The organism is Clostridium sp. K13 (assembly GCF_019734195.1).
In the GTDB taxonomy this organism is placed as follows: domain Bacteria; phylum Bacillota; class Clostridia; order Clostridiales; family Clostridiaceae; genus Clostridium.
In genome coordinates, this window is record NZ_JAASHM010000001.1 from 204,692 (window position 1) to 231,187 (window position 26,496).

General features: G+C 26.9%; 33 protein-coding genes. All 33 read left to right on the top strand.

Features of this window, described 5'->3' with window-relative positions; all coding sequences use genetic code 11:
* Positions 1–13 precede the first annotated feature (13 nt).
* The 33 genes from HCG76_RS00995 (at position 14) to spo0A (ending at position 26,075) form a co-directional block, all read left to right on the top strand.
* Complete coding sequence (locus tag HCG76_RS00995) at positions 14–1,009, top strand: hypothetical protein (protein WP_221698482.1); 996 nt, start codon at positions 14–16, stop codon at positions 1,007–1,009.
* Between the two features lie 101 nt (positions 1,010–1,110).
* Positions 1,111–2,550 carry a GspE/PulE family protein gene (locus HCG76_RS01000; RefSeq protein WP_260457991.1) on the top strand — a complete coding sequence of 480 codons (1,440 nt, stop codon included), beginning with the start codon at positions 1,111–1,113 and terminating at the stop codon, positions 2,548–2,550.
* A complete protein-coding gene (locus HCG76_RS01005) occupies positions 2,534–3,559 on the top strand; it encodes a type II secretion system F family protein (protein WP_221698483.1) in 1,026 nt (341 codons plus the stop codon). Before HCG76_RS01000 ends, HCG76_RS01005 begins: the two co-directional genes overlap by 17 nt.
* Positions 3,560–3,568: 9 nt before the next feature.
* Positions 3,569–4,009: a prepilin-type N-terminal cleavage/methylation domain-containing protein gene (locus HCG76_RS01010; protein WP_221698484.1), complete on the top strand. Its 441-nt coding sequence runs from the start codon at positions 3,569–3,571 to the stop codon at positions 4,007–4,009.
* 1 nt (position 4,010) lies between these two features.
* A complete protein-coding gene (locus tag HCG76_RS01015; RefSeq protein ID WP_221698485.1) occupies positions 4,011–4,439 on the top strand; it encodes a hypothetical protein in 429 nt (142 codons plus the stop codon).
* Complete coding sequence (locus HCG76_RS01020) at positions 4,432–4,923, top strand: prepilin-type N-terminal cleavage/methylation domain-containing protein (protein ID WP_221698486.1); 492 nt, start codon at positions 4,432–4,434, stop codon at positions 4,921–4,923. The genes HCG76_RS01015 and HCG76_RS01020 overlap by 8 nt, the downstream gene beginning before the upstream one ends.
* A complete protein-coding gene (locus HCG76_RS01025) occupies positions 4,920–5,366 on the top strand; it encodes a hypothetical protein (RefSeq protein WP_221698487.1) in 447 nt (148 codons plus the stop codon). Before HCG76_RS01020 ends, HCG76_RS01025 begins: the two co-directional genes overlap by 4 nt.
* 10 nt (positions 5,367–5,376) lie before the next feature.
* A complete protein-coding gene (locus HCG76_RS01030; RefSeq protein WP_221698488.1) occupies positions 5,377–6,009 on the top strand; it encodes a hypothetical protein in 633 nt (210 codons plus the stop codon).
* The gene (locus HCG76_RS01035) at positions 5,987–6,379 is read left to right on the top strand and encodes a hypothetical protein (RefSeq protein WP_221698489.1); all 393 of its coding nucleotides are present in this window, start codon (positions 5,987–5,989) and stop codon (positions 6,377–6,379) included. The genes HCG76_RS01030 and HCG76_RS01035 overlap by 23 nt, the downstream gene beginning before the upstream one ends.
* A complete protein-coding gene (locus HCG76_RS01040) occupies positions 6,372–6,743 on the top strand; it encodes a hypothetical protein (protein WP_221698490.1) in 372 nt (123 codons plus the stop codon). The genes HCG76_RS01035 and HCG76_RS01040 overlap by 8 nt, the downstream gene beginning before the upstream one ends.
* Positions 6,744–6,907: 164 nt before the next feature.
* Positions 6,908–7,465 (top strand): elongation factor P, encoded by a 558-nt coding sequence (gene efp / locus HCG76_RS01045; RefSeq protein WP_195987711.1) that lies wholly within the window; start codon positions 6,908–6,910, stop codon positions 7,463–7,465.
* A 194-nt stretch (positions 7,466–7,659) separates the two neighbouring features.
* Positions 7,660–8,025: a CD1247 N-terminal domain-containing protein gene (locus tag HCG76_RS01050; RefSeq protein ID WP_221698491.1), complete on the top strand. Its 366-nt coding sequence runs from the start codon at positions 7,660–7,662 to the stop codon at positions 8,023–8,025.
* Positions 8,026–8,273: 248 nt separating this feature from the next.
* Positions 8,274–9,197 (top strand): stage III sporulation protein AA, encoded by a 924-nt coding sequence (gene spoIIIAA, locus HCG76_RS01055; protein WP_221698492.1) that lies wholly within the window; start codon positions 8,274–8,276, stop codon positions 9,195–9,197.
* Positions 9,182–9,700: a stage III sporulation protein SpoIIIAB gene (gene spoIIIAB / locus HCG76_RS01060; RefSeq protein WP_221698493.1), complete on the top strand. Its 519-nt coding sequence runs from the start codon at positions 9,182–9,184 to the stop codon at positions 9,698–9,700. The genes spoIIIAA and spoIIIAB overlap by 16 nt, the downstream gene beginning before the upstream one ends.
* A gap of 18 nt (positions 9,701–9,718) precedes the next feature.
* Positions 9,719–9,916 (top strand): stage III sporulation protein AC, encoded by a 198-nt coding sequence (spoIIIAC, locus tag HCG76_RS01065; protein WP_195987707.1) that lies wholly within the window; start codon positions 9,719–9,721, stop codon positions 9,914–9,916.
* Positions 9,917–9,925: 9 nt separating this feature from the next.
* Positions 9,926–10,309 (top strand): stage III sporulation protein AD, encoded by a 384-nt coding sequence (gene spoIIIAD, locus HCG76_RS01070; protein WP_195987706.1) that lies wholly within the window; start codon positions 9,926–9,928, stop codon positions 10,307–10,309.
* An 8-nt stretch (positions 10,310–10,317) separates the two neighbouring features.
* Complete coding sequence (gene spoIIIAE / locus HCG76_RS01075) at positions 10,318–11,511, top strand: stage III sporulation protein AE (RefSeq protein ID WP_221698494.1); 1,194 nt, start codon at positions 10,318–10,320, stop codon at positions 11,509–11,511.
* 4 nt (positions 11,512–11,515) lie between these two features.
* Positions 11,516–12,100, top strand: coding sequence for a stage III sporulation protein AF (gene spoIIIAF, locus HCG76_RS01080; RefSeq protein ID WP_221698495.1), 585 nt, complete (start codon positions 11,516–11,518; stop codon positions 12,098–12,100).
* A 26-nt stretch (positions 12,101–12,126) separates the two neighbouring features.
* Complete coding sequence (spoIIIAG, locus tag HCG76_RS01085; RefSeq protein WP_221698496.1) at positions 12,127–12,744, top strand: stage III sporulation protein AG; 618 nt, start codon at positions 12,127–12,129, stop codon at positions 12,742–12,744.
* Between the two features lie 38 nt (positions 12,745–12,782).
* Entirely contained in the window at positions 12,783–13,310 is a 528-nt protein-coding gene (locus tag HCG76_RS01090; protein ID WP_195987702.1) for a SpoIIIAH-like family protein, read from the top strand.
* An 83-nt stretch (positions 13,311–13,393) separates the two neighbouring features.
* Positions 13,394–13,783: an Asp23/Gls24 family envelope stress response protein gene (locus HCG76_RS01095; RefSeq protein WP_221698497.1), complete on the top strand. Its 390-nt coding sequence runs from the start codon at positions 13,394–13,396 to the stop codon at positions 13,781–13,783.
* Between the two features lie 374 nt (positions 13,784–14,157).
* Positions 14,158–14,562, top strand: coding sequence for a transcription antitermination factor NusB (gene nusB, locus HCG76_RS01100; RefSeq protein ID WP_221698498.1), 405 nt, complete (start codon positions 14,158–14,160; stop codon positions 14,560–14,562).
* A 40-nt stretch (positions 14,563–14,602) separates the two neighbouring features.
* The gene (locus HCG76_RS01105; RefSeq protein WP_221698499.1) at positions 14,603–15,457 is read left to right on the top strand and encodes a bifunctional 5,10-methylenetetrahydrofolate dehydrogenase/5,10-methenyltetrahydrofolate cyclohydrolase; all 855 of its coding nucleotides are present in this window, start codon (positions 14,603–14,605) and stop codon (positions 15,455–15,457) included.
* The gene (xseA, locus tag HCG76_RS01110; RefSeq protein ID WP_221698543.1) at positions 15,447–16,682 is read left to right on the top strand and encodes an exodeoxyribonuclease VII large subunit; all 1,236 of its coding nucleotides are present in this window, start codon (positions 15,447–15,449) and stop codon (positions 16,680–16,682) included. The genes HCG76_RS01105 and xseA overlap by 11 nt, the downstream gene beginning before the upstream one ends.
* Positions 16,660–16,875: an exodeoxyribonuclease VII small subunit gene (gene xseB, locus HCG76_RS01115; protein ID WP_195987698.1), complete on the top strand. Its 216-nt coding sequence runs from the start codon at positions 16,660–16,662 to the stop codon at positions 16,873–16,875. The genes xseA and xseB overlap by 23 nt, the downstream gene beginning before the upstream one ends.
* Positions 16,865–17,734: a polyprenyl synthetase family protein gene (locus tag HCG76_RS01120; protein WP_221698500.1), complete on the top strand. Its 870-nt coding sequence runs from the start codon at positions 16,865–16,867 to the stop codon at positions 17,732–17,734. Before xseB ends, HCG76_RS01120 begins: the two co-directional genes overlap by 11 nt.
* A gap of 17 nt (positions 17,735–17,751) precedes the next feature.
* Positions 17,752–19,611, top strand: coding sequence for a 1-deoxy-D-xylulose-5-phosphate synthase (gene dxs, locus HCG76_RS01125; RefSeq protein WP_221698501.1), 1,860 nt, complete (start codon positions 17,752–17,754; stop codon positions 19,609–19,611).
* 11 nt (positions 19,612–19,622) lie between these two features.
* Positions 19,623–20,432, top strand: a complete 810-nt coding sequence (locus tag HCG76_RS01130) for a TlyA family RNA methyltransferase (protein WP_221698502.1) — start codon at positions 19,623–19,625, stop codon at positions 20,430–20,432.
* Positions 20,433–20,473: 41 nt separating this feature from the next.
* Positions 20,474–21,304, top strand: coding sequence for an NAD(+)/NADH kinase (locus tag HCG76_RS01135; protein WP_221698503.1), 831 nt, complete (start codon positions 20,474–20,476; stop codon positions 21,302–21,304).
* Positions 21,305–21,403: 99 nt separating this feature from the next.
* Positions 21,404–21,853 (top strand): arginine repressor, encoded by a 450-nt coding sequence (locus HCG76_RS01140; protein ID WP_221698504.1) that lies wholly within the window; start codon positions 21,404–21,406, stop codon positions 21,851–21,853.
* 21 nt (positions 21,854–21,874) lie between these two features.
* The gene (recN, locus tag HCG76_RS01145) at positions 21,875–23,569 is read left to right on the top strand and encodes a DNA repair protein RecN (protein ID WP_221698505.1); all 1,695 of its coding nucleotides are present in this window, start codon (positions 21,875–21,877) and stop codon (positions 23,567–23,569) included.
* A gap of 183 nt (positions 23,570–23,752) precedes the next feature.
* Positions 23,753–24,943 carry a SpoIVB peptidase gene (spoIVB, locus tag HCG76_RS01150; RefSeq protein WP_221698506.1) on the top strand — a complete coding sequence of 397 codons (1,191 nt, stop codon included), beginning with the start codon at positions 23,753–23,755 and terminating at the stop codon, positions 24,941–24,943.
* Positions 24,944–25,256: 313 nt separating this feature from the next.
* Positions 25,257–26,075: a sporulation transcription factor Spo0A gene (gene spo0A / locus HCG76_RS01155; protein WP_221698507.1), complete on the top strand. Its 819-nt coding sequence runs from the start codon at positions 25,257–25,259 to the stop codon at positions 26,073–26,075.
* The last annotated feature ends 421 nt before the right edge of the window (positions 26,076–26,496 follow it).

The following is a 26,496-nucleotide window of genomic DNA, read 5'->3' on the forward strand; positions in this document are numbered from 1 at the left end:
AGGAAAAGAGTAAATGGCGAAAAGAAAATTTAAAAGAAGAATGATTATAATTCAGCTTATGATTACTACTGTATTTTTTCTAGGCTGCAGTAAAAAAGGCATAGAAGAAGAAAGTAAAATAAACTTAAATAAAGGTGCATTTGTAGATGAAAGCACCAATTATGAAACCTTCAATTTTAACTCTGAAAATAGTTATGAAGAGGTAAATACAGAAGATAAAGTAATAAATAACTATAATATAGAGTCTAATACATATACTTTTTATAAGGATAATAGTTTTTATATACATTATAATTCTAGTGATATAAAGATAGATCATAATAAAATATCAAGTTTAAAAATTTCACCAGAAGGAAATTATGTTTTTTATTTTATAAATGATGAATATTTAGAACCTGCAGTTATGGATTTGAAAAATAAGAAAGAGATACTTTTAGATAATAAGGCTGTAATTTCTGGACAGTTTATAGATTGGATAACAGATGAAAAATTAGCTTATTATGGTGTTGATACTGATAAAAAAATCAATGGTATTTTTACTTATGATGTAAAAACAAATAGTGAAGAAAATCTTTATAAAATAAATAACGGATACGTTAAATTTTTAAAACATATAGATGATGGATTAGCTTTAGTTGAAGAACATTATGGAGAAGATACAGTTCTTAATATAATTAATATAAATGGAACTGTAAATGAAATTTCAAAGGATGTAATTGATATAAATGATATAGAATCTGTTGATGGTAAGCTATATATATTAGGAAGAGTAAAAAATAATAGTTATTCCATTTATGAGCTTAATAATGGTGAAATAAAAAGATTATTATTTGATTTTCCAAGTATAATTTATTCAGAAAAAGGATTATCAGTTAATGAATCTGGAGAGATATTATTTGTTGGAAGCACTTCAAATGGACAGCCAGAACATTTATATAAATATTCAGATGGAAGTGTAATTTTAGTTTCTGATACTATAAAAAGTTGTAATTTTATAAATATTAATTAAGAAGAGTTAAGAAGAATTTAGAAGAATTTCTAAGTTCTTTTTTTATTTTTAATAAAAATTCCTTAAATTTTGTTAAAAGTTACAAAAGTTAAGGATTTGAAATGAAAAACTGTATAAAAGCAAAGGTGGTGGAAAGTTTTATTAAGGGTGATTTAAAAGTGGTAAAAATTGAATTAATTAAAAATATGGATATTGCAGTTGTACGAAAGATAAGTGAACAAAAAGCAAAAAAGATAAAGTCATTTCCTTTTAAAGAGGATAAGTTGAAGGTTTATATTTATGCAAGTAAATATAGTAAGGAGATAATAGATGAATTTGAATTTATATTTAGAAAGAAAGTTGAAATAGTAACTATAAGTGAAGAGGAACTAGAATATTTACTTAAAATATCATATTTAGGATATAAAAGAGATGCTGATTATGAGGTTTTTAAGAAAGCTATAGAGCTAAAGGCTTCAGATATACACTTTGAGCCGTATAAAGATTCTATACTAGTTAGATTTAGGATTGATGGGTTATTAAGAAGTATGTTTATATTTGAAAATAAGGAGTATATATCTATTTTATCTAAAATAAAAATAAGTTCTAACTTAGATATAACAGAAAAAAGAAAGCCACAGGATGGAAAAATAACCTTTAGATATGAGGAGAAGGATTATGATTTAAGAGTATCGATAATACCAATTGTCTATGGAGAAAAGGTAGTTATAAGAGTTTTATATGGAAATGTATTTGACTATTCCATAGATAAATTAAACTTAACAGATAAACAAAAAAAGAAACTAAAATATATCATGAAAGTTAATACTGGATTAACTATAGTAAATGGGCCCACTGGATCGGGTAAATCTACAACGCTTTATTGTATGCTTCAGGAACTAAACAAAGATGAAGTAAATATATCTAGTTTAGAAGATCCAATCGAAGCAGTGATACCAGGTATAAATCAAATGAATTTAAATAAAACATTAAATATTGGTTTTGCAGAGGGGCTTAGAAGCCTATTAAGACAAGATCCTGATATTGTTATGTTAGGAGAAATTAGAGATGAAGAAACGGCTGAAATGGCAGTAAGAGCATCTTTAACAGGTCATAAGGTTTACTCTACTATTCATACTCGTGATCCAAGAGAAGTATATTTTAGGTTAGAAGATATGGGGGTGGAGAAATACTTAATAAGAGATTCTCTAGTTGGAATAATATCACAGAGACTTATTAGATTATTATGTAAGAAGTGTAAGAGTAAAGTAGGAGAAAGAATTATTGATAAAGAAAATAGAAGTACTTTTAAAAGAGGAGGATGTAAGGAGTGTAATTATACTGGATATAAGGGAAGGGCATTAGTAGCTGCTATACATGTGATTGATAATAAAATGAAAAATAATATTAAGAATATTTATAATGATACTCATATATTATCAAATTTTGAAATGATAGATAATTTGAATGATTTATTAAAGAAAGGAGATATATCTCTAGAGGATTATGAAAGCTTTATAGAAATGGAGGGAATTAATATTAATTATGAAAAAGAAGCCTAGTTATAGAGATTTGGCTCTGATGGCAGGAAATATAGGAAGTTTATATGATGAAGGTATTTCTCTATTAAATATATTAAGTTTAATAGATGAGTTGCCCTTAAAGAAGGAATATAAAGAATTACTAAAAATTATGGAAAAGGATATTAGAGAAGGTGCAAGCTTATATGATGGATTTAAAAAGGGGGGAGTTCTTATTCCAAATTTCTTTAACTCTATGGTAGATATAGGTGAAAGAACAGGGAAGATAGTTTATGTATTAAAAGGGTTAGAGATATTTTATAGTAAAATATTTTATATAAAGAAAGCAATTATAGGAGCATTAACATATCCTATGATTTTATTAGGAGCGCTAGGGCTTTTAGGGATTTTTGTTTTATTCTTCTTTATTCCTAATATGAGTAATATATATGAATCAATGGGAAGGGAAGTACCAATTGCATATTCTAATATAATATTATTCAAGGATAAGCTTTTCAATAATCCCATATTAGTAATTACTCAATTAACTATTATAAGTATAATAATTCCATATTTTATTGTTAAAAACTTCTTAAAGCAATACTTTAGCGTGTTAATTGAAAGAATACCTATATATAAATTGGTTAATGAATATATAGCTATTGTTCTAATGTCAGTAGTAATTAATAGTGGAATTAACATTGCAATAGGGTTACAGTACTGTTGTGAAAGTGAGCTTGGAAAAACCATAAATAGAAATATTAAAAAAATAAATAATGATATTACAACAGGGAAAATGTTATCACAATCAATGATTGAAACAGAAATGTTTTCTAAATATACATTAGCACATATAAAATTAGGAGAAGAGAGTGGTTCATTAGATAAAAGATTTCAGTTATTAGAAGAAGAGGTTTTTAAAAATTTAACTACTAAAATAAACAAGTTAACACAATTAATACAACCTTTTTTGATATTATTTATAGGCATAATAATTGTAAGTTTTATTATTAAGTTTATAATGCCACTTTTAGATATTGTATTGATATAAGGAGTAAAAGTGAAAAAAGGATATACAGTGATAGAGGTTATTTTTGTATTAGCAATAATTGCACTATTAATTCTGCCAACATTGAATATAGCTAAATCTTATAAGGAGATTACAAGTAGGATTAAGGGCAAGGGTATTACAACAGAGATAAGCAACTTAATTAGTTATAGTAAGTATTATTGTAAATATCATGAAAGATATGGAGAAATTGAAATTAATAATAATGAAGGAAAAATAATTTTTAAAGATATATCACAAAAGGGTACTGTAGTAAAGAGTATATCATTGCAAGATGGGTTTAAATTTACTAGTAATAACCGATTAAATATAAACAAATTAGGGAATTTTTCACGCTCAGATACTATAAGAATAGTAGATAACGATGGAAAGGTATATAGGGTTACAATTGCTACTGGAATAGATACAGTTAATATTTATGAAGGAGAATAAGGTGAAAAAGAAAGGAAGTATTTTTATAGAAACTATAGTGGGAGTTAATATTATTTTATCAATGTTTTTAATAGTAGCATTATTGATAGGTGAAAATATAAAAAGCTCCTTTAGACGTAAAGAAATAGAAGAGGCTAATAGAATTATTTACTGTATAATGCAAGAAGTAAAATATAATATGACAATGGAAGAGATATTAGCTTTAACTAATACTTCAGATTTAAAATTAGAAGTTTATGATGATTTTATATTTGATTTATCAAGATGTGATTTAGGAGCAATGCCAAAAGGTGATGAAATAATAATTAAAGCAATTTCAACAGAAGATCCTAATAAAGTAGATATTAAAATAGAGATTATCTTAGATACTAAAGATGAGAGTTTAGATAGAAGGTTTAGTAAATACAGGTGGATGGATTACTATGAGTAAATATAAAAAAGGATATACATTGATAGAGGTAGTTATAATTTTAGCTATAGTACTTTTATTAGGTGGAGTAACATTAACTCTTTCCTATGAAACTATAAAAGATTATTTTATTAATATTGATATATGCTACAGTGAAGATAAGTTTGATAATGCATTACTAAATATAGATTCTATATGCAACAGCAATGGAATAGTTTCTATTGAAGAAAATAAGGTATTTACAGATAAATTAACTAATGATATTAAGTCAGATAATATAGTAGTAACTTTCAAAGATATAAATGGAGAAATTTCTATTAAAATAATTTACTTAAAAGACGAGAGAATTGTTGTTAGAACTTTAAATTATAATGGAGAAATAGTTTCTGTTGGCAATAATACACTATTAGATAAGATTAAAGATTTTCAGGTTATACGTAAGGAAAATTTGATTTACTATTATATAGAAAATAAATCATCTAAATCAAGAGGAAGGTGTATATGAGAAAAAAACAAGGTGTAATAATGTTAGAGGTATTAATATTATTAAATATTTTAACTATATTAATAATTTATAATTCTAAAATTATAATATCTAATTTAAGTAAGTGTGATCTTTATGAAATAAAAGAAGATATTTTTTATGTAAATGATTTAGAGTATGGTTTATTAAATGAGATAGTAAGTTTAATAGAGAATAATGAAGAAGTAGAAGGCTTTATATATGGATATAAAGAGGACTTAAATATTAACTATGAATATGTTTTTAGTAAAAATGAAAATTTAAAGTTTATTATAGATGAGGGAAAACTTTATTTAAAAGAGATATTTGCTGGTAAAACAGAGAGTATAAGAGAAATTGATGTTTTATTTATTAAAAATGATAAAGAAGAGGTAGAAATTATTTTTAGACCTAAGTTATATAAAATATTTTATATGGTAGAGTAAGGAGGAGAATATGAAAGATATTATAGTTTCTACTAAGGATGATTTTATATTTAAAAATAAACTATATGATGAAATTACAATTAAAAATGTTGTAAAAAAAGAAATTGATTTATATATTTTTGAAGAAAATATATTAATTAAAGAGTTTGAGAATATAAGAAAAGTTAAGGAATCTATTGTTAGTAAAATAGTAAAAGAGGAATATGGTGATGAGAATGATATTTTAATTCATTATGAACATGATAAAAAAAGAAAAAGATTATATTTGTATTCAATGGGGAATGGAAGAAAAGTAAAAAATCTAATTGTTGAAGCAAAAGCTATTAAAGTAAAACCAATTCAATTTTATATTAAGAGTATAGTAGAAGGAAAAATAAAAAAAATAAAAGATTACATTATAATAATTGAGTTAAGAGAGCTTATATATTTAATACATGTAGAAAAAAACTTTATTGTTAAAAGTATAATAAAAAATAAGGTTGATTTTAATTTACATAATGAATTAAGCAATATTAAAAAAGGATCTATTTTAATTATCAGTAAAAAAGATGAAGATATTATTCCAGAAGAGCTAAGAGATAGATTGCATATTATATCCTTTGAAATAGGAGAGATAATAAATGAAAAAGTATTTAAAGTATAGAGATTTTATTCCAAAAGAATTTGTTGAAAAAATACAATCTAAAGAAAGTGAAGAAAATAAAAAGGGATATAAGATATTAATGTTATTAAATATAATTTTATTACTTTTTAATCTTGAAAGTATATATAAACAAAGAGAAGAAAAAGAATATATTCCAGAAGCTAATAAAAATTATATCGAAAAAGAAGAAATATTAAAATGGATAAATTTATATGATGAAGATAGCATTAATTTTAGAATTTTAAATAATACTGCTGAAATAACATATGAAAAAGATAAAAATATTAAAGAAATAGAAAAGTTAGGTGCAAGAATTAAAAAGGTTACTAATTATGATGATAAAAGGGTAGTGAATATATCATATGAATAAGCTAAGTATAGATTTAAGTCAGTACAAGCAACCAATATTAGTTGTTATAACTATTATTCAAATTGGAATTATGTTTTATTATTTTAATATAGACAACAAGGTGGAAAATATAGAAACAGTAAAATGTGTTATGCCGGAAAAATTAACATTTAATGAGATAAATAATAAATTAAATATAGATGAAAATATTGAAATATTAGAAATGGAAGATTTAGGTGAAAAGTGGTCTGTTAAAATAATGATAAATGGCAATAATGAAAAAATAGAAGAATTAATGAATAATTTGGAAAATATTGAAGTATACAATTATGATATTAGTGGAAAAGATAATATTTTAACAGTAATATTGGAGTTATATAGTTAATTTTATTAAAATTTTTCATGTTCTTGCTGAAATAATTGCATTTCTTTAGTAATTTTGATAGAATATTTTTGTTGTGTCACTAAACGACATATATAATTATGATTATTTGTTAAAAATAAAGGTCATAATAACTATGAATTCAATTGATTTGGAGGGAATTTTTTATGATATCAGCAGGTGATTTAAGAAAAGGTACTACTTTTGAGCATGAAGGACAAGTGTTTACAGTAATAGACTTTTTACACGTTAAACCAGGTAAAGGAGCTGCTTTCGTTAGAACTAAGTTAAGAAACGTTATTTCAGGTGGGGTTACAGATACTACTTTCAACCCAACTACAAAATTACAAGAAGCAGTAATCGAAAGAAAAGAAATGCAATATCTTTATTCTGATGGAGAGTTATACTACTTCATGGATCAAGAAACTTATGAGCAAATTCCATTAAACTATGAAAAAGTTGAAGATGCTATAAAGTTCATCAAAGAAAATATGTTTGCAGTAATTAAATTCTACAAAGGTGATGCATTCTCAGTTGAAGCACCAAACTTTGTTGAATTATTAATAACTCAAGCTGACCCAGGAATAAAAGGTAACACAGCTACAAACGCTATGAAACCAGCTACATTAGAAACTGGAGCAGTTGTTAATGTACCAATGTTCGTTAACGAAGGTGATACTATAAGAGTAGACACTAGAACTGGGGAATACATGGAAAGAGTTTAGTCTTAAAGTAAATGCTAGGTTTTTAACTTAGCATTTGTTTTTTTATAAGTGAGAATCTAAATCGTTGATTTAGTTATTCGAACTTGCACCTACAATTGAAATGAGTAGTGTGTTTCATATGAAATCTTTGATTTAGTTATTAAATAAGGGTATAATTATATATATAAAATAATTTCTTCAAAGGAAGTGAAAGTATGAGAGAAATATATACTAAAATAGATAAAGTTAAAACCAAAATAAATGAGATAGAAGATGAAAAATATGCTGATATATTTAATTCTTTAAGTGATATATTGCTAGATTTATCTTCACAGGTTGAGGAGTTAAATTCTAGACAAGAATATTTAGAAGAAAATATAGAATATATAGATAATGATTTAACAGATATACAAGAGGAATTATTTGAGGAAGTATCATTTGATGATTTAAATGAATTAGAAGATGAATATGTTGAAATCGAATGTGAAAAATGTAGCAAACCTTTATTTGTAGAACAGCAAGCATTAAAGAATAATAATGCTATTCCTTGTCCGTTTTGTGGTGGTATAGCTAAGGAATAATACATATATATTTTTTTATAAAATATACTTATTTTTAAAAACACAGGTTATTGTAATTAGTTTACAATAACCTGTGTTTTTTTAATTAAATTTATGGAATTTATAAGTAGTTAAGTAAATATATTATTATAGGTATTTATTTTACATATGTTTTAAAGAAATAATTTACATATTTTTTTTATAGTATGAATAATTAGCTATTATGTGAAATAAAAATTAAAGAGAAAGGGAATTAAGGAAGTGATGATATGAGATACGATGAAATTTATAAAATACTTCCAGAAACTATAGGAAATAGTATTAAAGAATTTTTAATGGCGGATGGAATACAGGAAATAAGAATTAAAGTTGGAAAGCCAATAATATTAAATTTATCATTTGAAGAAAAAGTACTAGATTATATTCCTACAAGAGAAGATTTAAGATATATGATAACTAAAATTTCTAATTATTCACTGTATGCATTTGAAGAAGAAATTAAGCAGGGATACATTACATTGAAAGGAGGACATAGAGTTGGACTTGCTGGAGAATGTGTAATATCAAAAGGTGAAGTTAGAACTATAAAGAATATCTCATCATTAAATATAAGAATATGTAAAGAAGTTATAGGTTCTTCTAATAAAGTAATGAGATTTATTACAAATGATAATAGAGTATATAATACATTAATAGTATCTCCTCCTAAATGTGGGAAAACAACTATATTACGAGATATAGCTAAAAATTTATCAAATGGAATGTATCAAATAAATTTAAAAGGAAAGAAAGTAACAATAGTAGATGAAAGAAGTGAAATTGCTGCTTGTTATAATGGAATTCCTCAAATGAATGTAGGAATTAGAACTGATATTTTAGATAATTGTTTAAAGAAGTCAGGAATGATTATGGCTATAAGAAGTCTTTCTCCAGAAGTATTAATATGTGATGAAATAGGAACAGAAGGTGATTTAGAAGCACTAAATATGGCTTTTAATTCAGGGGTTAACATTATAGTTACAGTACACGGTTATGATATAGAGGATATTTATAATAGGAAAGTTTTTAAAGAATTAATAGATAATTGTGTTATAGAAAGGGTTATAGTCTTAAGTAATCGAAGGGGGGCTGGAACTATAGAAAAAGTTTATAAGGTAAATAGGGGGACGGGATTACAATGCTTAGAAATGTGATGATTTTTTTAATGTTTGTAATTTGTACATTTATAGGTTACTTTTATGGTGAAAATTACAAAAGAAGAAGTATACATTTGAAGGAGTTCCAAAAAAGTTTATTATTGTTGAGTAATGAGATTATATATGCTAATACTCCATTACCGGATGCTTTATTAGAAATTAGTAAAAAGGTTTCAGAGCCAATTTCAGATATATTTAGTGATATGGCATTTACACTTGACAATGGTTATACAGCAAGTATATATGAAAGCTTTGAAAGCGCTTATACAAAAATAGCAGAAAAGATGAATTTAAGTGTAGATGATCATAAAATTATAAGCGACTTTTTTAAAACTCTTGGTTCATCTGGAGTAACAGGACAAGATAAAATTTTTAAAGTAGCGTTAGATAATATAGATGTAAATTATAAGGAAGCTAGAAAGTTTGAAAAAGAAAATATTAAATTATATAGAACGTTGGGATTGTCTATTGGTGCGATGCTAGCAATATTTTTTATCTAAGGGGGGATATAATTTATTATGTTTGATGTAAGTTTATTATTTAAAATTGGTGCAATGGGAATTCTACTTATGGTTATTGAAAAAGTATTAAAAGGAAATGGAAAAGATGAAATTGCAGTATTAGCTAATTTAGCAGGAATGGTAATTATATTGATTACTATTATCGGAATGATATCAAATCTTTTTGATACTGTGAAAACTATGTTTACTTTTTAGGTGAGCTTTATGGAGATAATTAAAGTTGCATTTTTTGCTTTCACTGCTTTATTCATATTCCTTTTATTGAAAGATAAGAAATCAGAAGTTGGATTGTTTGTAGTACTTGCAGCAGGAATAGGAATATTCCTTTATATGATAGGACAGTTAGGAGATGTAATAGATTTTATTAAAGAAATTGCAAATAAAGCTAATATAGATACTGTATATATTGGTATTGTATTGAAAATTCTTGCAATAGCTTATATAACATCATTTTGTAGCGAAATATGTAAGGACTCTGGTGCAGGAAGTATAGGTACTAAGGTTGAGTTTGCAGGGAAAATTATGATATTAGGATTAGCTATTCCAATCTTAATGGCTGTATTGAATTCAATTCTTCAGATATTGTAGGTGAGAAAATGAGAAACTATATTTTAAAGATAATTTGGTCTTTGACAATTATCAGTATTCTAGCAGTTAGTGGAATTTCTATAGTTCCCAATAAAGTTGTTTATGCAGAAGAACTTACTACTGTAACCAATGATGAAGAGGTAGAATCAAAGCTTAACAGTCTATATGATTATATCAACACAATGAAAAGTGATGTAGAACTTGTTAATGAACTAGATCCTATAAGTTATATACAAAGTTATATAGAAACAGGAGAAGGGAATATATCATTTTCAACAATTTTAAATGCTGTAATAAGTTTGTTTTTTAGAGAAGTAAAAACTGTATTAGCATTAGCATTTTCAATTGTTGCAATAGGAATAATATGTTCACTATTTAAAAATATACAATCATCTTTTTCTAGTGAAGGAGTATCACAAGTAGCTTTTTATGCTTGTTATGCAATTTTAATAATATTACTATCGAAAACTTTCATTATATCAATATCACTGGCAAAGGATGTAATTGTTCAAATAGCAGATTTTATGGATAAGGTCTTACCAGTATTAGTATTGATGTTAGCAGCAGCTGGAGGATTAACTCAGGCAGCTACAATGGATCCAATAATACTTGGGGCTACAATATTAATTCCTAAAATATATATAAATGTAATAATACCATTAATATTAATAACATTCGTATTACAGTTTACAAATAATATATCAACTGAAGCAAAATTATCAAATTTATGTGGAATGGTAAAAAAATCTACTGTATGGCTTCAGGGAATTATTCTTACAATTTTTATTGGTGTATTAACAATTAGAGGTATAACTTCTTCAACAATAGATGCAGTTACTTTAAAGACAACTAAGTTTGCTGTTGATAACTTTATACCAATAGTAGGGAAGTCATTTTCAGATGCTATAGCATCAGTAGCAGGATATTCATTGATTATAAAAAATGCAATTGGATCTATTGGATTAATAGTTATAATATTAATAATTTTATATCCTATTATTAAGTTAATATTATCATCACTTATATTCAAGCTTTCAGCAGCATTACTTGAACCTATAACAGATAAAAGAATTACTAGCTCTATAGCTGCAGCAGGAGAATCTTTAGTTCTTATAATGTCCTGTGTAGTAAGTGTAAGTATAATGTTCTTTATTCTTATATCAATTATGATATCAGCAGGTAAATTTGTTATAGGAGGTTAAGATCATGGAATATATAAATAATTTTGTCATAACATTAGTTGCAACTATGATATTTATGACTGCAGTAGATATAATTTCTCCAGATAACTCAATGAAGAAGTATATAAAATTTGTATTAGGTCTTATATTAATTTCAGTAATGATAAATCCAATTATAAAATTTTTTACTGGTGGAGAACAAGAGTTAGTAAATACAATAAAGAATTATGAAAATATGTTTTATGAAGGAATTACTAGTGAAAATGAAAATGATGTAAGCAAAAATCAGATAGAATCTTTTAAAAATAATTTAAATAGTAATTGTAATAGCTTACTTAAAGAAGAATTTTCAGATAAAGATTTTAAATCTAATGTAGAATGTGAAATAGATTTACAGAGCATGACATATAACATAGAGAGCTTAGAAGTTGGGGTAAAGGAAAATGGAATAAAAATAGTTGACAGCATTAAAATTAATATAAATGAAGAAAGTGAACAAGCAATATCCAATGATGAAAAAGTAGAAAACGCAGAGGAAATAAAGAATTATTTATCAGAAGTTTTTAAAATACCAACAGAAAAAATAAAGTTATATAGTATGGGAAAATAGAAAAAGATAGGAGGGTGAAGAGAGATATGGATAAAGATAAATTAAATGGTGAAATGAATAAACTAATGCAAAATAAAAAGTTTGTTAACTGCTTAATAGTATTACTTGTAATTATATTTTTATGGCTAGCGGTAAGTAATTTTATGGGAGATGATGCTGGATTAAGTAAGGGAAATGTTGATAACACACCTAATGGAGCACAGGAAGTTGTTGGAGATGAAGGTATTACAACATCTAAAGAACTATTAGATTATGAAACACAAAAAAAGCAAGAATTAAAAAATATACTTTCTAAAATAGATGGCGTGGGTGATGTTGAAGTTGAAATCTATTTTGAAAGTAGTGAAGTATTAGTACCAGCTACAAATTCAAACACTCAAACATCTGAAACACAAGAGGAAGATAATAATGGAGGAACAAGAGTAACAAAGCAAGAAACAGAGGGTGCAACAGTTGTAATGCAAAATGATTCAAATACAAGTGAACCTTTTATAACGAAAACTTATAAGCCTCAAATTACAGGTATAATAATCGTTGCAGAAGGAGCAAAGAGCAATAAGATAACTTATGATATACAAAAAGCTGTATCAAGCTTCTATAATTTAAGTTTAGATAAGGTTAATGTATATCCTATGGGTAGCTAGCATATAATGTTATATAAAAAGAATGGGAGGAATTAAAAATGACAAAAAAACAATTTGGGATTATTTTTACACTTATGGCTTTAATAGTATGTGTTGGAGTGTTATCTATGAAGCTAAATGAAAATGGATATAACGATCCAACAAGCTTAGAGGCTGTATTAAAGCAAAATACTGACAATACTAAAACAGATTCAGCAACAGAAGAAACTTTAAGTACAACAGAATATTTTTATAGCATGAGATTAACTAAAGAGCAACAAGATGAAAAGTATGTAGATGATATGAAGGCTATTACAGAGGATGCTAATGCATCACAAGAATCAAAGGATATAGCAAATAATGCATTAGTTGAAAAAGCTAAGATGAAAGATCAAGAAAGTAGAGTTGAATCAGAAATTAGAAATAAAGGTTATGAAGATGCTCTTTGTATGATTAATGAAAATAAAACAGTTAAGGTTTATGTTAAAGTAGAAGATGTTTTAACTGAAGAAAATTCAGCTTCAATTAAGAAAGTTGTTGAAGATATTACTACATTAAATGATGTAGATATAACATCAATGAAATAATTCGTTGTAATATAAAGGCTCTTTTGCTATAATAAACATAAGGAAAAGTAGGTTTATATAATAAACCTTAAGGAGGTTAAGGCATGGAAAATGTAAACAATGAATCTACTATAGGAATTGTTAAAATTTCTGACGAGGTAGTAAGTGTTATAGCGGAAATAGCAGCAGATGAAATTCAAGGAATCGTTGAAGTTCCACATGGAGTTTCAAGTAACATATCACAAATATTAAAAGGTAAAAAGTCTTCTAGTGGGAAGAGTGTAAAAGTTACATTAGAAGAGGATAAGGCTATAATTGAATTAAATGTAGCTGTAGAGTATGGTATGAAAATTCCAGAGATAGTAAGTGCAGTTCAAGAAAATGTTAAAAAGACTGTTGAAGCTATGACTGGATTAAAGGTTGACAAAGTTAATGTCAATGTTCAAAACATATTTGTTCCAAAGCAGGAGCAACAGGAAACATTAGAAGTTTAGTAAAAAACCCTCTGTTAAACAGAGGGTTTCTCATTGTAATAGAAAAAATATAATGTTTACATAAACTGAATTCTTAACTTAAAGTAAAGTTTTAACTAGATCGAAGATTAGAATTCATTATCTAAGGGCGTTTTTGTTGTTATATTTCATGTTAAAACAGATGATAATTTTACAACAACTGACTATCAAATAAAATTTTTAGATAGTAAATTTTATAAAAATTATTTATAATAGTAAAAGTTGAGCCATAAAAGTTATTTTTTATGGACAGAAATAAGATAATATTGTAATATACATATGTTTAATTAATGTAATATAAGTTTATAATACAAATAAAGAGATTAATGTATATTATATATACTCAGGAGGAAGTTATGAAAAGACAGAAATCAAGAGAAAAAGCAATGGAGTTGCTTTTCAGCATGGAACTTAGCAAAAATAGTTATGAGGAAACAATAGAAAACTTCATCGAAGATTATGAAATGGATTTAAATACTATAGACATAGAATATATAAAAAATGTTGTAAAAACAGTTACTGATAACTTAGAAGTTATTAATGGTAAGATAGTAGAAGCTTTAGTAAACTGGAAATTAGATAGAATTTCTAAAGTTAACCTTACAATATTAAGATTAGCAGTAGGGGAAATGCTTTTTGTTGAAGATGTTCCAGGTAGCGTAGCAATAAATGAAGCAGTTGAATTAACTAAAAAGTATTCAGATGAAAAGAGCTGTTCATTTGTTAACGGAGTATTAGATAAAGTTTTAAAAGACTTATAAACGAAAAATTAGTTTCAAGAGAGTTAGAGGGGGCAAAAACATGGGTGATAGAATAGATGGTAAAGTTATAGCTTTAGGAGTTAAGGAAGATATAAAGAACTTTGTAGAAAGTAGAAAGTTAAAAGGAATAAATATGCCTAAGGTTGCATCCATATTAGTTGGAAATGATGGAGGATCATTATTTTATTTAAATAATCAAGAAAAAGTGGCAGTTTCACTAGGATTAGAATTTGAGAGAATTCATTTAAGTGAAGAAGTAACAGAAATTGAATTGATAAAAAAAATAGAAGAATTAAATAATGATAACAGTGTAAATGGAGTAATACTTCAGTTACCATTACCTAAAAACATGGATGAAAAGAAAATAATATCATCAATATCTCCAGAGAAAGATATAGATTGCTTAACATTTGTTAATCAAGGTAAATTGTATATGGGAGAAGATACTTTCATGCCATGTACGCCTAAATCAGTATTAACAATATTAAAGAGCTTAAATATAAACTTAGAGGGAATGGAAGTAGTTGTTGTTGGAAGAAGTAATATAGTAGGTAAGCCAGCATCAGCATTAATGCTTAAAGAAAATTGTACAGTTACAATTTGCCATTCAAGAACTAAAGAGTTAAAAGAAGTATGTAAGAGAGCAGATATTTTAATTGTTGCTATAGGAAAAGCAAAGTTTATAGATGATAGCTATGTAAAAGATGGTGCAATAGTTATTGATGTAGGAACTAATTCTGTAGAAGGAAAAATTACTGGTGATGTTGATTTTGAAAAAGTTATAAATAAAGCTGCTTTTGTTACACCTGTTCCAGGTGGTGTTGGGGCTCTTACAACAACTCTTTTAATGAAGAATGTATGTGAGGCTTTAGAAAAGTATGAAAATGAAAATTAAAACTTTAACAGTATCAGAAGTTAATAATTATATAAAAAAGGTATTAGATAATGATTTTATATTAAATAACCTTTCTGTAAGAGGAGAAATTTCAAATTTAAAATATCATTCTAGTGGGCATATTTACTTTTCATTAAAAGATGAGAATAGTAAGATTAATTGTATTATGTTCAAAAGTAAAAGCTTTGATTTAGATATAGTATTGCAAGAAGGAATGGCTGTAATAGTATCAGGAAGAGCATCTGTATATACTGCAAATGGAACATTTCAGATATATTGTGATAGGATAGAACAAGAAGGTCTAGGAGAACTTCACATAAGATTTGAAAAGTTAAAGGAAAAGTTAAGTAGGGAGGGGTATTTTGAAGAAGAGTTTAAAAAACCCCTTCCTAAAAATCCATATAAGATAGGGATTGTAACGGCAGAAACTGGTGCAGCCATACATGATATAATTAATGTTATAAGAAGAAGAAATTCAAAAGTTGATATTATTCTTTATCCTGCATTAGTGCAGGGAGATGGAGCATATAAAACTATAATTGAAGGTATAGAGTATTTTAATAAAAAGAAAAATGTAGATGTTATTATAATAGGTAGAGGTGGAGGATCCATGGAAGAACTATGGAACTTCAATGAAGAGCCACTTGCATATGCTATTTTTAAATCAGCAATACCTATTGTATCAGCTGTAGGTCATGAAGTTGATTTTACTATATCAGATTTTGTAGCAGATTTTAGAGCAGCCACTCCTTCACAAGCAGCTGAAGTAGTTGTTCCTTTAGAAGAAGATCAATATAAGCAAATTAGCAGCTATGAAGATAGATTAAGTATTATAATAGGTGATAGACTTAGAGAAGAAAAACAAAAGGTCAAAAACTTAGAGAAAATATTAAGTTTAAACTCACCAAGTAATAGGATTGCAAATGCATATTTAGAAATTGATAATTTAAAGGAAAAAATAGAAAAGATATTAGAGTTTAAGATAAAGAGCAATAAAGAGAAGATATTCTCATTAAATAATATATTAAATGCTCATAATCCGTTAAATATTTTAGCAAAAGGTTATGCTATAATAGAGGATGAAAATGGCAAGTTAATTAAAAGTAAAGAATTTTTTGAAGGTAATACAGAAATAAAAATTTCTATGGAAGATGGGTATGTAAAAGGAAATTTTACTCCTACAGAAAAAGGGGGATTTTGTCATGGCAAAGAAGGAAAGCTATAATGATATGTTAAATAATTTAGAAGTTATTTTATCTACATTAGAAAATGAAGAGTTAAGTTTAGAAGATGCTATGAAAGAATATGAAAAGGGAAGCAAAATCGTTAATAAGTTATATAAGACATTAGATGCGTTAGAGGGCAAATTCTTAACAATTAAAGAAAATGCTGAAGTGGTGAAAGAAAATGATATTTAATGAGATGAAAAATGATATAAATGAATTTTTAGCAAATTATTTTAATAATAAAGGAAACTACAATAAAGTTATTTATGATTCAGCAAGCTACAGTATTAATATAGGAGGTAAGAGAATAAGACCTATATTAATGCTTTTAACGTACAGTATGTATAAAGAAAACTGGAAAGAAATATTAGAGTTTTCTTCAGCTATTGAAATGATTCACACATATTCATTAATTCATGATGATTTACCTTGTATGGATAATGATGATCTTAGAAGAGGAAAACCTACTAATCATAAAGTATATGGTGAAAATATAGCAGTACTAGCAGGGGATGCGCTTTTAAATGAAGCTATGAATTTAATGATGAAATTTGCTTTAAAAAATGATAAAAACGCATTAGTTGCAGCAGAAATGATTGCATCTGCAGCAGGACCAGAAGGTATGATAGGCGGTCAAGTAGTAGATATAATTAATGAAGGTAAAAAAATAAGTGAAAATGAACTTAAATATATGCACATGAAAAAGACAGGCGCACTTATTAAAGTTTCTATATTAGCAGGGGCAATACTTGGAGATGCATCAAAAGAAGATATTATTAAATTAGATAAGTTTGGTGAAAATTTAGGCTTAGCGTTTCAAATAAAAGATGATATTTTAGATGTTATAGGAAGCACAGAAAAATTAGGAAAAAATGTCTTGAGTGATGAGGAAAGCAATAAAACTAACTTTATAACAATGCATGGGTTAGAATATTGCATTAAAGAATGCGAAAGGCTAACAAAAGAAAGCATTGAGATATTAGATAGTTTATCTGTAGATACTGAAGCTTTAAAGGTTTTAACTAAGGAACTTTTAGACAGAGAAAACTAAATGAAGGAATGATAAATATGTCAAAATTATTAGAGGATATAAATTATCCATGTGATGTGCAAACTTTGACTAATAAGGAACTCTATAAGCTTAGTGATGAAATACGAGAATTTTTAATAGAAAAGGTATCCAAAACTGGAGGACATTTATCTTCAAATTTAGGTGTGGTTGAATTAACACTTAGTTTATATAAAACATTTAACTTTGAAAAAGATAAAATAATATGGGATGTTGGACATCAAACTTACGTTCATAAGATATTAACAGGACGTAAAGAAAAATTTGACACATTGAGAAAATATAATGGTTTATGTGGATTTCCCAAAATAAGTGAAAGTAAGTATGATTCATTTGGTGTTGGTCATAGTAGCACATCAATATCAGCGGCTTTAGGCATAGCAAGGGCGAGAGATATTAAACAGGAAGATTATAATGTTATTGCTGTTATAGGAGATGGTGCATTAACTGGAGGTATGGCATTAGAAGCACTTAATGATGTTGGTTTTAATAAAACTAATATGATTATAGTTTTAAATGATAATCAGATGTCAATTTCCAAAAATGTAGGTGGATTATCTAATCACTTAAATAAATTAAGATTAGACCATAGTTATAATAAATTAAAAGAAGACATAAACTCTACTTTAAGTAATAGCAATGCTGGTAAAACAGTAGTTCAATATTTACATAGAGTAAAAGATAGTTTAAAACATTTATTAGTACCATCAATGTTATTTGAAAATATGGGTGTGAAATATATTGGACCTATAGATGGTCATGATATTGAACTAATGAATGAAGTATTTAGCAAGGCTAAAGAAATTAATGGACCTGTAATAATTCATACAGTAACTCAAAAAGGAAAGGGTTATGAATTTGCAGAAAAAAATCCAAATAAATTTCATGGGGTTTCACCATTTGATTTAGAAAGTGGTGAAAGTTATATTCCAGTAAAAAAGACATATTCTAAAGTATTTGGAGACACTATGTTAGAGTTAGCAGAAAAAAATAACGACATAGTTGCAATAACTGCGGCCATGCCAGATGGTACAGGCTTAAAAGAGTTTGCTAAAAAATATAGTAATAGATTTTTTGATGTTGGAATAGCAGAAGAACATGCTACTACACTTGCAGCTGGTATGGCAAGTGCTGGATTGAGGCCGGTTTTTGCGGTATATTCAACATTTCTACAAAGAGCTTTTGATCAAATTATACATGATGTTTGTATTCAAAATTTACCAGTAGTTTTTGCAATTGATAGAGCAGGAATTGTAGGTGATGATGGAGAAACTCATCAAGGGGTATTTGATTTATCTTATTTATCTGCAATACCTAACATGACAGTTTTAGCACCAAAACATTTAGAGGAATTAGCTATAATGTTAAATTGGGCTGTAAAACAAAATGGACCTATTGCAATAAGATATCCAAGAGGTGCTGATTGCTGTGAAGATATATCTGCAATAAGTGAAATAAAATACGGAAAATGGGAAAAGATAATCAATGGAGAGAAAGTAGCTATAATAGCAGTAGGAAAGATGGTACAACATGCTATGATTGCAAGAAAATCATTAGTTAATAAGGGAATTAATCCTACTATTATAGGAGCAACTTTTATAAAACCTATAGATACTGAGATGTTAAAAGAGCTAATTAATGAAGGATATAGTATTATAACTATTGAAGATAATGTTATTAATGGTGGATTTGGAAGCTATGTATTAATGGAATTAAATAAGCTTAATTTTAATGGGAAATTTAAGTGTTTAGGATTTAATAATGAATTCGTTCCACATGGTGATGTTAATTTACTATATAGAGATGCAGGGCTTGATGCAGAAGCTATAGAAAAATGTGTTATAAACATTTTAGGATAAAGGAGAAAAATATGGCATCTAAGAAAGAAAGATTAGATATATTATTAGTTGAAAAAGGAATTTGTGAATCAAGAGAAAAAGCAAAGACTAATATTATGGCAGGACTTATATTTGTTGATGGGCAAAGAGTAGATAAGGCTGGAGAGAAAGTTAAAGTTGATGCAGATATAGTATTTAAGGGAGAAAAACTTAAATATGTAAGTCGTGGAGGCTTAAAGTTAGAAAAAGCAATGAAGACTTTTGGAATTGATCTTACAGATAAGGTTTGTATGGATATAGGAGCATCAACAGGTGGATTTACAGACTGTATGCTTCAAAATAATGCATCTAAAGTTTTTGCTGTAGATGTAGGATATGGACAATTTGCTTGGAAACTTAGAACTGATGAAAGAGTTGTTTGTATGGAGAAAACTAATATTAGATATGTTACTCCAGAAGACATTGGTGTAGCTTTAGATTTTGCATCAATAGATGTATCATTTATTTCATTAAGAACTATAATGCCTGCAGTAAAGGCGTTATTAGGAGATAAAGGTGAAGTTGTTGCATTAATAAAGCCACAGTTTGAAGCTGGAAGAGATAAAGTTGGGAAGAAAGGTGTTGTAAGAGATAAGGAAGTACATTTAGAAGTTATTGATAGAATAATTAATTTCTTAATAGAAAATGAATTAAATGTACTAGGATTAAGTTACTCACCAATTAAAGGTCCAGAAGGAAATAGAGAATATCTTGTTTACTTTACTAAGGATAAAGAAAAAGAAGGGAATTTCGAGTTAAGTCAAATTGAAGATATTGTAAATGAATCTCATAGCCAGCTTTAAAAGCTGGCTATAGGTATATAAGTATAGTAAAGGGAGATAATATGAGAAATATTGTAATTGCATTAAATCCGTCAAAAGATATTGAAGGAAAAATATTATCTTTAGTTATTGAAAAAATTACAAATATATTTAAAAACTCTAAAATAACTGTACTTAATAGTTATGAAATAAATAAGTATAAATTTGGTGATAATTTAGATTTACTTATAGTTTTAGGGGGAGACGGAACTTTACTGGGTATAGCTAGAGATATTAATGGAAAATATGATGTTCCTATTTTAGGAATAAATATAGGAAATTTAGGGTTTTTATCAAGTATAGAAATACAAGATTTAGACGAAGCTTTAAATAAGATAAAAAATGGACAGTATCATATTCAAAATAGAATTCTTTTAGAATGTAAAAGTGATGATGAAAGTAAGGATATTAATAGCAAAGCTTTAAATGATGTTGTAATAGCAAGGGGAACATTGTCAAGGATGGCAAAGTTTGAAGTGTATATAGATAAAAAATTATATTATACTTTTAAAGGAGATGGCTTAATAGTCTCAACTCCTACAGGATCTACAGCATATTCATTTTCAGCAGGAGGACCTTTCGTATATCCAGATGTTGAAGTAATAACATTAACGCCTATTTGTCCTCATACCAGAGGAATGCAGCCAATTGTATTAAAAAGTAGTAGTGAGATTTTAATTAAGGCTGAAAATTATAATGGAGAAATTTATTTAACATTTGATGGCCAAGAAGCTAGGAAAATTAAAGATAATACATCTATAATAATTAAAAAGGCTAAAGATGTTGCGAAAATTTTATTGTTTGATAATTATGACTATTTTAATGTTTTGAGAAAAAAAATATTAAATAACTAAAAAAATATTTTTAAATTAAATTAAATAGAACTTTGATAGAAAATAGGATTTCTGTACTAATGATTGTACATTAATTAACAAATTGAGAAGGTGATAAAAATGAAGTCAAAAAGACATAGTAAAATATTAGAAATTATAAATGATAATGATATAGAAACACAAGAAGAATTAGCAGAAGCGCTTAAATATGCCGGATATGATGTAACTCAAGCAACAGTATCTAGAGATATAAAATTATTGAAATTAGTAAAAATGCAAAGTGAATCAGGAAAATATAAATATATATCTGCAACAAAGGAAGAGCGTGATATAAATGATAAGCTTTATAGTATTTTAAAAAATTCAGCAATAGATGTAGAGCAAGTTGATAAATTTGTTGTTATAAAAACATTAACAGGTGCTGCATCAGCAGCTGCAGAAGCAATTGATACATTATACACAAACGATGTTGCTGGAACAATAGCAGGTGATAATACTATTTTTGTATTAGTTAGAACTGATGAAAAAGCTGTAGAGCTAATTTCTAAAGTAAGAAAGATGATTTCTTAGAGTTTATAAAGGTGGGGTATAATGCTAATTGAATTAAATATTAAAAATTTCGCATTAATTCAAGAGTTATCAGTTGAGTTTGGTGCGGGATTTAATATATTATCAGGAGAAACTGGTGCAGGTAAATCAATACTTATAGATACTATAGACTATGTATTAGGTGGAAAATTTTCTAAAGATCAAATAAGATATGGAGAAGAGAAAACCATAGTAGAAGCCGTATTTTCAATTGAAAATGATGAAATTTACGACGTATTAGAAGAATTAGGTATAGAAAAAGACGAAATGCTAATAATACGCAGAGAAACTACATTACATGGTAAAAGCTTAATAAAAGTTAATAATAGAAGTATTGTATTATCACAATTAAAAAAGGTAAGAGAAAAGCTACTAGATATTCATGGTCAGCATCAAAATCAAAATTTATTAAATAGAGGTACTCATATTTTATATGTTGATGAATTTTATTATGATAAAATCAAAGACTTACTTGAAGAATATGATAAATTAAGAAGTACTTATTTAGAAAATGTTGAAAAGATAAATAAGCTAGCAGGAAATGAAAATGGAGAAAAATTAGCGGATTATATTAAATTTCAAATAGAAGATATAGAAAAGGCTAATTTAAAGGTCAATGAAGAAGAAGATCTAAAAGATGAATTCAATATGTTAGCAAATGCTGAAAAAATATCAAATAGTTTAGTAAAATCTTATGGATATTTAAATTCATCTAATGAAGGGATTTCAGTATTAGAAGGATTATCGAAAGTTATTTCTGAACTGTCATTAGTTGAAAACCACTCTGAAATAATAAGAGAAAAGAAAACACAAATAGAAGAAGCTTTTTATAGTTTAGAAGAAGTGACAAGAGAAATTCGTGATATAGGTAGTGAAATACAATATGATGAAGATAGATTGGCACAAATAAATGAAAGAATATATACTATAAGTTTATATAAGAAAAAATATGGAAACTCAATACAAGAGATTTTAGATAATTTAAAAAATTTAAAAGAAAAATATAATGAGTTAATAAACTCTGAAGAAATAATAAATAAGTTAAAAGAAGAGCTTATTATTATAGAAGAAAAAATGAAGGTAATAGGTAAAAAACTTCATGAATTAAGAGTTGAGGCTGCTGAAATATTAGAAGTTAATATAAAAAAAGAATTATCTTATGTTGGACTTGAAAAAGCAATAATAAAAATTGAAGTTAATTTAACTGATGAAATGAATTCAAGAGGTTATGATGAAGTTCAATTCTTAGTTTCAGCAAACCCAGGTGAACCTTTAAAACCACTAGAAAAGGTATTATCAGGTGGTGAATTATCAAGAATAATGCTTGCTTTAAAATGTGTTTTTGTAGATAAAGATAAAATACCAACACTTATTTTTGACGAAATAGATACTGGTATTAGTGGAACTATTGGAAAACGTGTTGGAGAAAAGATGTATGAAGTTTCAATAAAGCATCAAGTATTATGTATAACTCATTTACCACAAATTGCAGCACTTTCTGATAATCATTATTTTGTATCTAAACATGTTGTGGATGGAAAGACATTTACAGGAATAAGAATGTTAACAAGAGAAGATAAAATTAGAGAAATTGCTAAAATGGTTGGTGGAGATGAAATAAGTGATGTTACTATCGAAAATGCATCAGAAATGGTGAAATTTGCCGAAATAAAAAAGAAAGAAATGAAAAATATTTAAGAAAATCATACATAAGCCTAGGCAATACGGTAAAGAATAAAATCATGGTAAATTAACATGGTTTTATTTTTTTTATACAAAATGTATTTACTTAATAATTTTTGACTATGTTAACAATGTTAATACAGCATATAAAAAAACGATACAGGGAAAATTAATGTCAGAAGCAAGGGAGGAGATAAAATGTTAAAAAAAATATTAAAGTATTTTAGTATAATTACTGCTCCAATAGCTATTTTGGCATTAATAGCATATTTTAGTGTTTTGAAATTGCCAGAAAAAATATATATCAATGATAGTATGCAAGTATCAGATATATCTGTTCATAATCAAGGTGTACTTAATACTGTAAAACTATCAAAGGATAAAGTAAACATCGATTTTTTAGGATTAATTCCAATAAAATCAGTGGCAGTACAGAAGCTAGATGATATAAAGTTATATCCTGGTGGAACAAGTGTAGGAATAAAGTTATCTACTGAAGGCGTTTTAGTTGTTGGTTTTTCTGAAGTTGAAACTAGAGGTGGAACTGAAAGTAGTCCAGCAAAAGTAGCAGGATTACAATTAGGGGATGTATTACTTAAAGTTGATGGAAAAGAAATTCAAGGATCTAAACAGTTAGGAACTTTAATAAAAGAATGTGATAGTAGTGTAGTAAATGTAGAGTTTATGCGTCAAGGATGCAAGTTTAATAAAGATATTGAACTTGTTAAAGAAGGTGAAAATTATAAACTAGGTTTGTGGGTTAGAGACTCAACTGCAGGTATAGGAACATTAACTTTCTATCACGAAGGTAGTGATACCTTTGGTGCTTTAGGTCATCCTATTACAGATGGAGATACTAATACTACATTTACCATTAAAGATGGTGATTTATTATCAGCATCAATATTAAGTGTGCGTAAAGGTGAAAAAGGTGTTCCAGGTGAATTAAGAGGACTATTTGTAAATGAGAAAAGTTCTATAGGAACAATTCAAAGTAATTCTTCTTCAGGAATATTTGGAAGTACTAATAAACCTTTAGTAAATCCTAGTTTTAGTGAACCAATGTCTGTAGGATTTAGAAATGAAGTTGTAGAAGGTCCTGCTACTATAATAACTACAGTAGGAGAAGAAGGGCCAAAAGAGTATGACATAGAAATTGTTAAGTTACTACAACAAGATAAATGTGGACCTAAGAGTATGATAATTAGAGTTACAGACCAAGAACTTCTAAGTAAAACAGGAGGAATAGTTCAAGGAATGAGTGGTAGTCCAATAATTCAAAATGGAAAAATTGTCGGAGCTGTTACTCACGTTTTAATTAATAAGCCTGACATTGGATATGGAATATATATCGAATGGATGCTTGAAGAAGCAGGGATTATAAATTAAAATAAAATTAGAAAATTATCAACAAGATATAGCTAAAATAATATAGAAAAAATGCTATATCTTGTTTTTTTAAAACTTATACATTAATCAACACAAAATTTCTCAACATTTTCTTAAAAAAATTTCAAAATAATGTAAAATAAACTATTATTATTTTAAAATTTATGTTATAATATAATCAATGAAGTTAAAAAACAACTAAATATAACTTAATTTAAATATAAAATGTAACTGTAATAAATAAGTTATGTGGAAATTGGGAATGTAAAATTTTCAAATAAGATATTCTAGTGGGGAGAAAGGGAGAGAAAAGATGGATGGAAATAAGATTTCAGTAATTATTGCTGATGATAACAAAGAATTTTGCAGTATTTTAAATGATTATCTTTTAAATCAAAGAGACATCGTAGTAACAGGAATAGCAAAGGATGGTAGAGAAGCTTTAACACTAATTGAGGAAAAACAACCTGATTTAGTAGTTTTAGACATTATAATGCCTCATTTAGACGGATTAGGGGTTTTAGAAAAGTTAAATTCAATGAATTTAGAAAAATTCCCTAGAATAGTTGTATTATCTGCAGTTGGACAAGATAAGATAACACAAAGAGCTATAACTTTAGGTGCAGATTATTATGTTGTAAAACCATTTGATATGGATATTTTCACTAAACGTATAAGAGATATGTTTAATGATACTTTAGCAGTAGACAATGAACCTGTTAAAAAACAAGTGGCAATGACAACAAGTGAAATAATGAGCACAAATACTAGAGGTCCTGTTGATTTAGAAACTGAAATTACAAACATAATTCATGAAATAGGTGTTCCAGCACATATTAAAGGGTATATGTATTTAAGAGAAGCTATAACAATGGTTGTTAATGATATGGAATTACTATCAGCTGTAACTAAGGAATTATATCCTTCAATAGCTAAGAAGTACAATACAACAGCTTCAAGAGTTGAAAGAGCAATCAGACATGCTATCGAAGTTGCTTGGGGAAGAGGGCAAATTGAAGCTATTAATAAGCTGTTTGGGTATACTGTACACAATGACAAGGGCAAGCCAACAAACTCAGAATTTATTGCTATAATAGCAGACAAGCTAAGATTAAAGAATAAAGTATCTTAATTGTCAGAAAAGGCTTAAATATAGGGTTTTAGTAATTTGAAAAATTAAAGTTTAAGGGCAACAAATATAAATTTAGAACAATAAATATTATAAAATAAATAATATACACCAACTTGTTAGTTAATATTAACGAGGAGGTGTTTTTATTTTGGCTAGAATAAAAAAAACTATATTTACTCTTGCTGAAATTAATCAATAGCTCCAGCTAGAACAATTAAATATTGCTAAATTAACTGACTTAATATATTGCTTTAGTAGGGTACAGCTGACATCCATATAAATTAGCTGAATAAATAGAATTTTGAAAGTCGTAAAGCTAGTGACAACAATATAATTTTTTATATATTGTTATTAGTGATAGAGGAATTATGTTAGCTTTTCGTAGGAAGCTTTACAAAAACACTATAATGCTATACAATGT

Excerpts from the sequence above, each read along its gene's own strand:
- HCG76_RS00995 (WP_221698482.1), top strand. The coding sequence starts at position 14 with ATGGCGAAAAGAAAATTTAAAAGAAGAATGATTATAATTCAGCTTATG.
- HCG76_RS01000 (WP_260457991.1), top strand. The coding sequence starts at position 1,111 with ATGAAAAACTGTATAAAAGCAAAGGTGGTGGAAAGTTTTATTAAGGGT.
- HCG76_RS01005 (WP_221698483.1), top strand. The coding sequence starts at position 2,534 with ATGAAAAAGAAGCCTAGTTATAGAGATTTGGCTCTGATGGCAGGAAAT.
- HCG76_RS01020 (WP_221698486.1), top strand. The coding sequence starts at position 4,432 with ATGAGTAAATATAAAAAAGGATATACATTGATAGAGGTAGTTATAATT.
- HCG76_RS01025 (WP_221698487.1), top strand. The coding sequence starts at position 4,920 with ATGAGAAAAAAACAAGGTGTAATAATGTTAGAGGTATTAATATTATTA.
- HCG76_RS01030 (WP_221698488.1), top strand. The coding sequence starts at position 5,377 with ATGAAAGATATTATAGTTTCTACTAAGGATGATTTTATATTTAAAAAT.
- HCG76_RS01035 (WP_221698489.1), top strand. The coding sequence starts at position 5,987 with ATGAAAAAGTATTTAAAGTATAGAGATTTTATTCCAAAAGAATTTGTT.
- HCG76_RS01040 (WP_221698490.1), top strand. The coding sequence starts at position 6,372 with ATGAATAAGCTAAGTATAGATTTAAGTCAGTACAAGCAACCAATATTA.
- efp (WP_195987711.1), top strand. The coding sequence starts at position 6,908 with ATGATATCAGCAGGTGATTTAAGAAAAGGTACTACTTTTGAGCATGAA.
- HCG76_RS01050 (WP_221698491.1), top strand. The coding sequence starts at position 7,660 with ATGAGAGAAATATATACTAAAATAGATAAAGTTAAAACCAAAATAAAT.
- spoIIIAA (WP_221698492.1), top strand. The coding sequence starts at position 8,274 with ATGAGATACGATGAAATTTATAAAATACTTCCAGAAACTATAGGAAAT.
- spoIIIAB (WP_221698493.1), top strand. The coding sequence starts at position 9,182 with ATGCTTAGAAATGTGATGATTTTTTTAATGTTTGTAATTTGTACATTT.
- spoIIIAC (WP_195987707.1), top strand. The coding sequence starts at position 9,719 with ATGTTTGATGTAAGTTTATTATTTAAAATTGGTGCAATGGGAATTCTA.
- spoIIIAD (WP_195987706.1), top strand. The coding sequence starts at position 9,926 with ATGGAGATAATTAAAGTTGCATTTTTTGCTTTCACTGCTTTATTCATA.
- spoIIIAE (WP_221698494.1), top strand. The coding sequence starts at position 10,318 with ATGAGAAACTATATTTTAAAGATAATTTGGTCTTTGACAATTATCAGT.
- spoIIIAF (WP_221698495.1), top strand. The coding sequence starts at position 11,516 with ATGGAATATATAAATAATTTTGTCATAACATTAGTTGCAACTATGATA.
- spoIIIAG (WP_221698496.1), top strand. The coding sequence starts at position 12,127 with ATGGATAAAGATAAATTAAATGGTGAAATGAATAAACTAATGCAAAAT.
- HCG76_RS01090 (WP_195987702.1), top strand. The coding sequence starts at position 12,783 with ATGACAAAAAAACAATTTGGGATTATTTTTACACTTATGGCTTTAATA.
- HCG76_RS01095 (WP_221698497.1), top strand. The coding sequence starts at position 13,394 with ATGGAAAATGTAAACAATGAATCTACTATAGGAATTGTTAAAATTTCT.
- nusB (WP_221698498.1), top strand. The coding sequence starts at position 14,158 with ATGAAAAGACAGAAATCAAGAGAAAAAGCAATGGAGTTGCTTTTCAGC.
- HCG76_RS01105 (WP_221698499.1), top strand. The coding sequence starts at position 14,603 with ATGGGTGATAGAATAGATGGTAAAGTTATAGCTTTAGGAGTTAAGGAA.
- xseA (WP_221698543.1), top strand. The coding sequence starts at position 15,447 with ATGAAAATTAAAACTTTAACAGTATCAGAAGTTAATAATTATATAAAA.
- xseB (WP_195987698.1), top strand. The coding sequence starts at position 16,660 with ATGGCAAAGAAGGAAAGCTATAATGATATGTTAAATAATTTAGAAGTT.
- HCG76_RS01120 (WP_221698500.1), top strand. The coding sequence starts at position 16,865 with ATGATATTTAATGAGATGAAAAATGATATAAATGAATTTTTAGCAAAT.
- dxs (WP_221698501.1), top strand. The coding sequence starts at position 17,752 with ATGTCAAAATTATTAGAGGATATAAATTATCCATGTGATGTGCAAACT.
- HCG76_RS01130 (WP_221698502.1), top strand. The coding sequence starts at position 19,623 with ATGGCATCTAAGAAAGAAAGATTAGATATATTATTAGTTGAAAAAGGA.
- HCG76_RS01135 (WP_221698503.1), top strand. The coding sequence starts at position 20,474 with ATGAGAAATATTGTAATTGCATTAAATCCGTCAAAAGATATTGAAGGA.
- HCG76_RS01140 (WP_221698504.1), top strand. The coding sequence starts at position 21,404 with ATGAAGTCAAAAAGACATAGTAAAATATTAGAAATTATAAATGATAAT.
- recN (WP_221698505.1), top strand. The coding sequence starts at position 21,875 with ATGCTAATTGAATTAAATATTAAAAATTTCGCATTAATTCAAGAGTTA.
- spoIVB (WP_221698506.1), top strand. The coding sequence starts at position 23,753 with ATGTTAAAAAAAATATTAAAGTATTTTAGTATAATTACTGCTCCAATA.
- spo0A (WP_221698507.1), top strand. The coding sequence starts at position 25,257 with ATGGATGGAAATAAGATTTCAGTAATTATTGCTGATGATAACAAAGAA.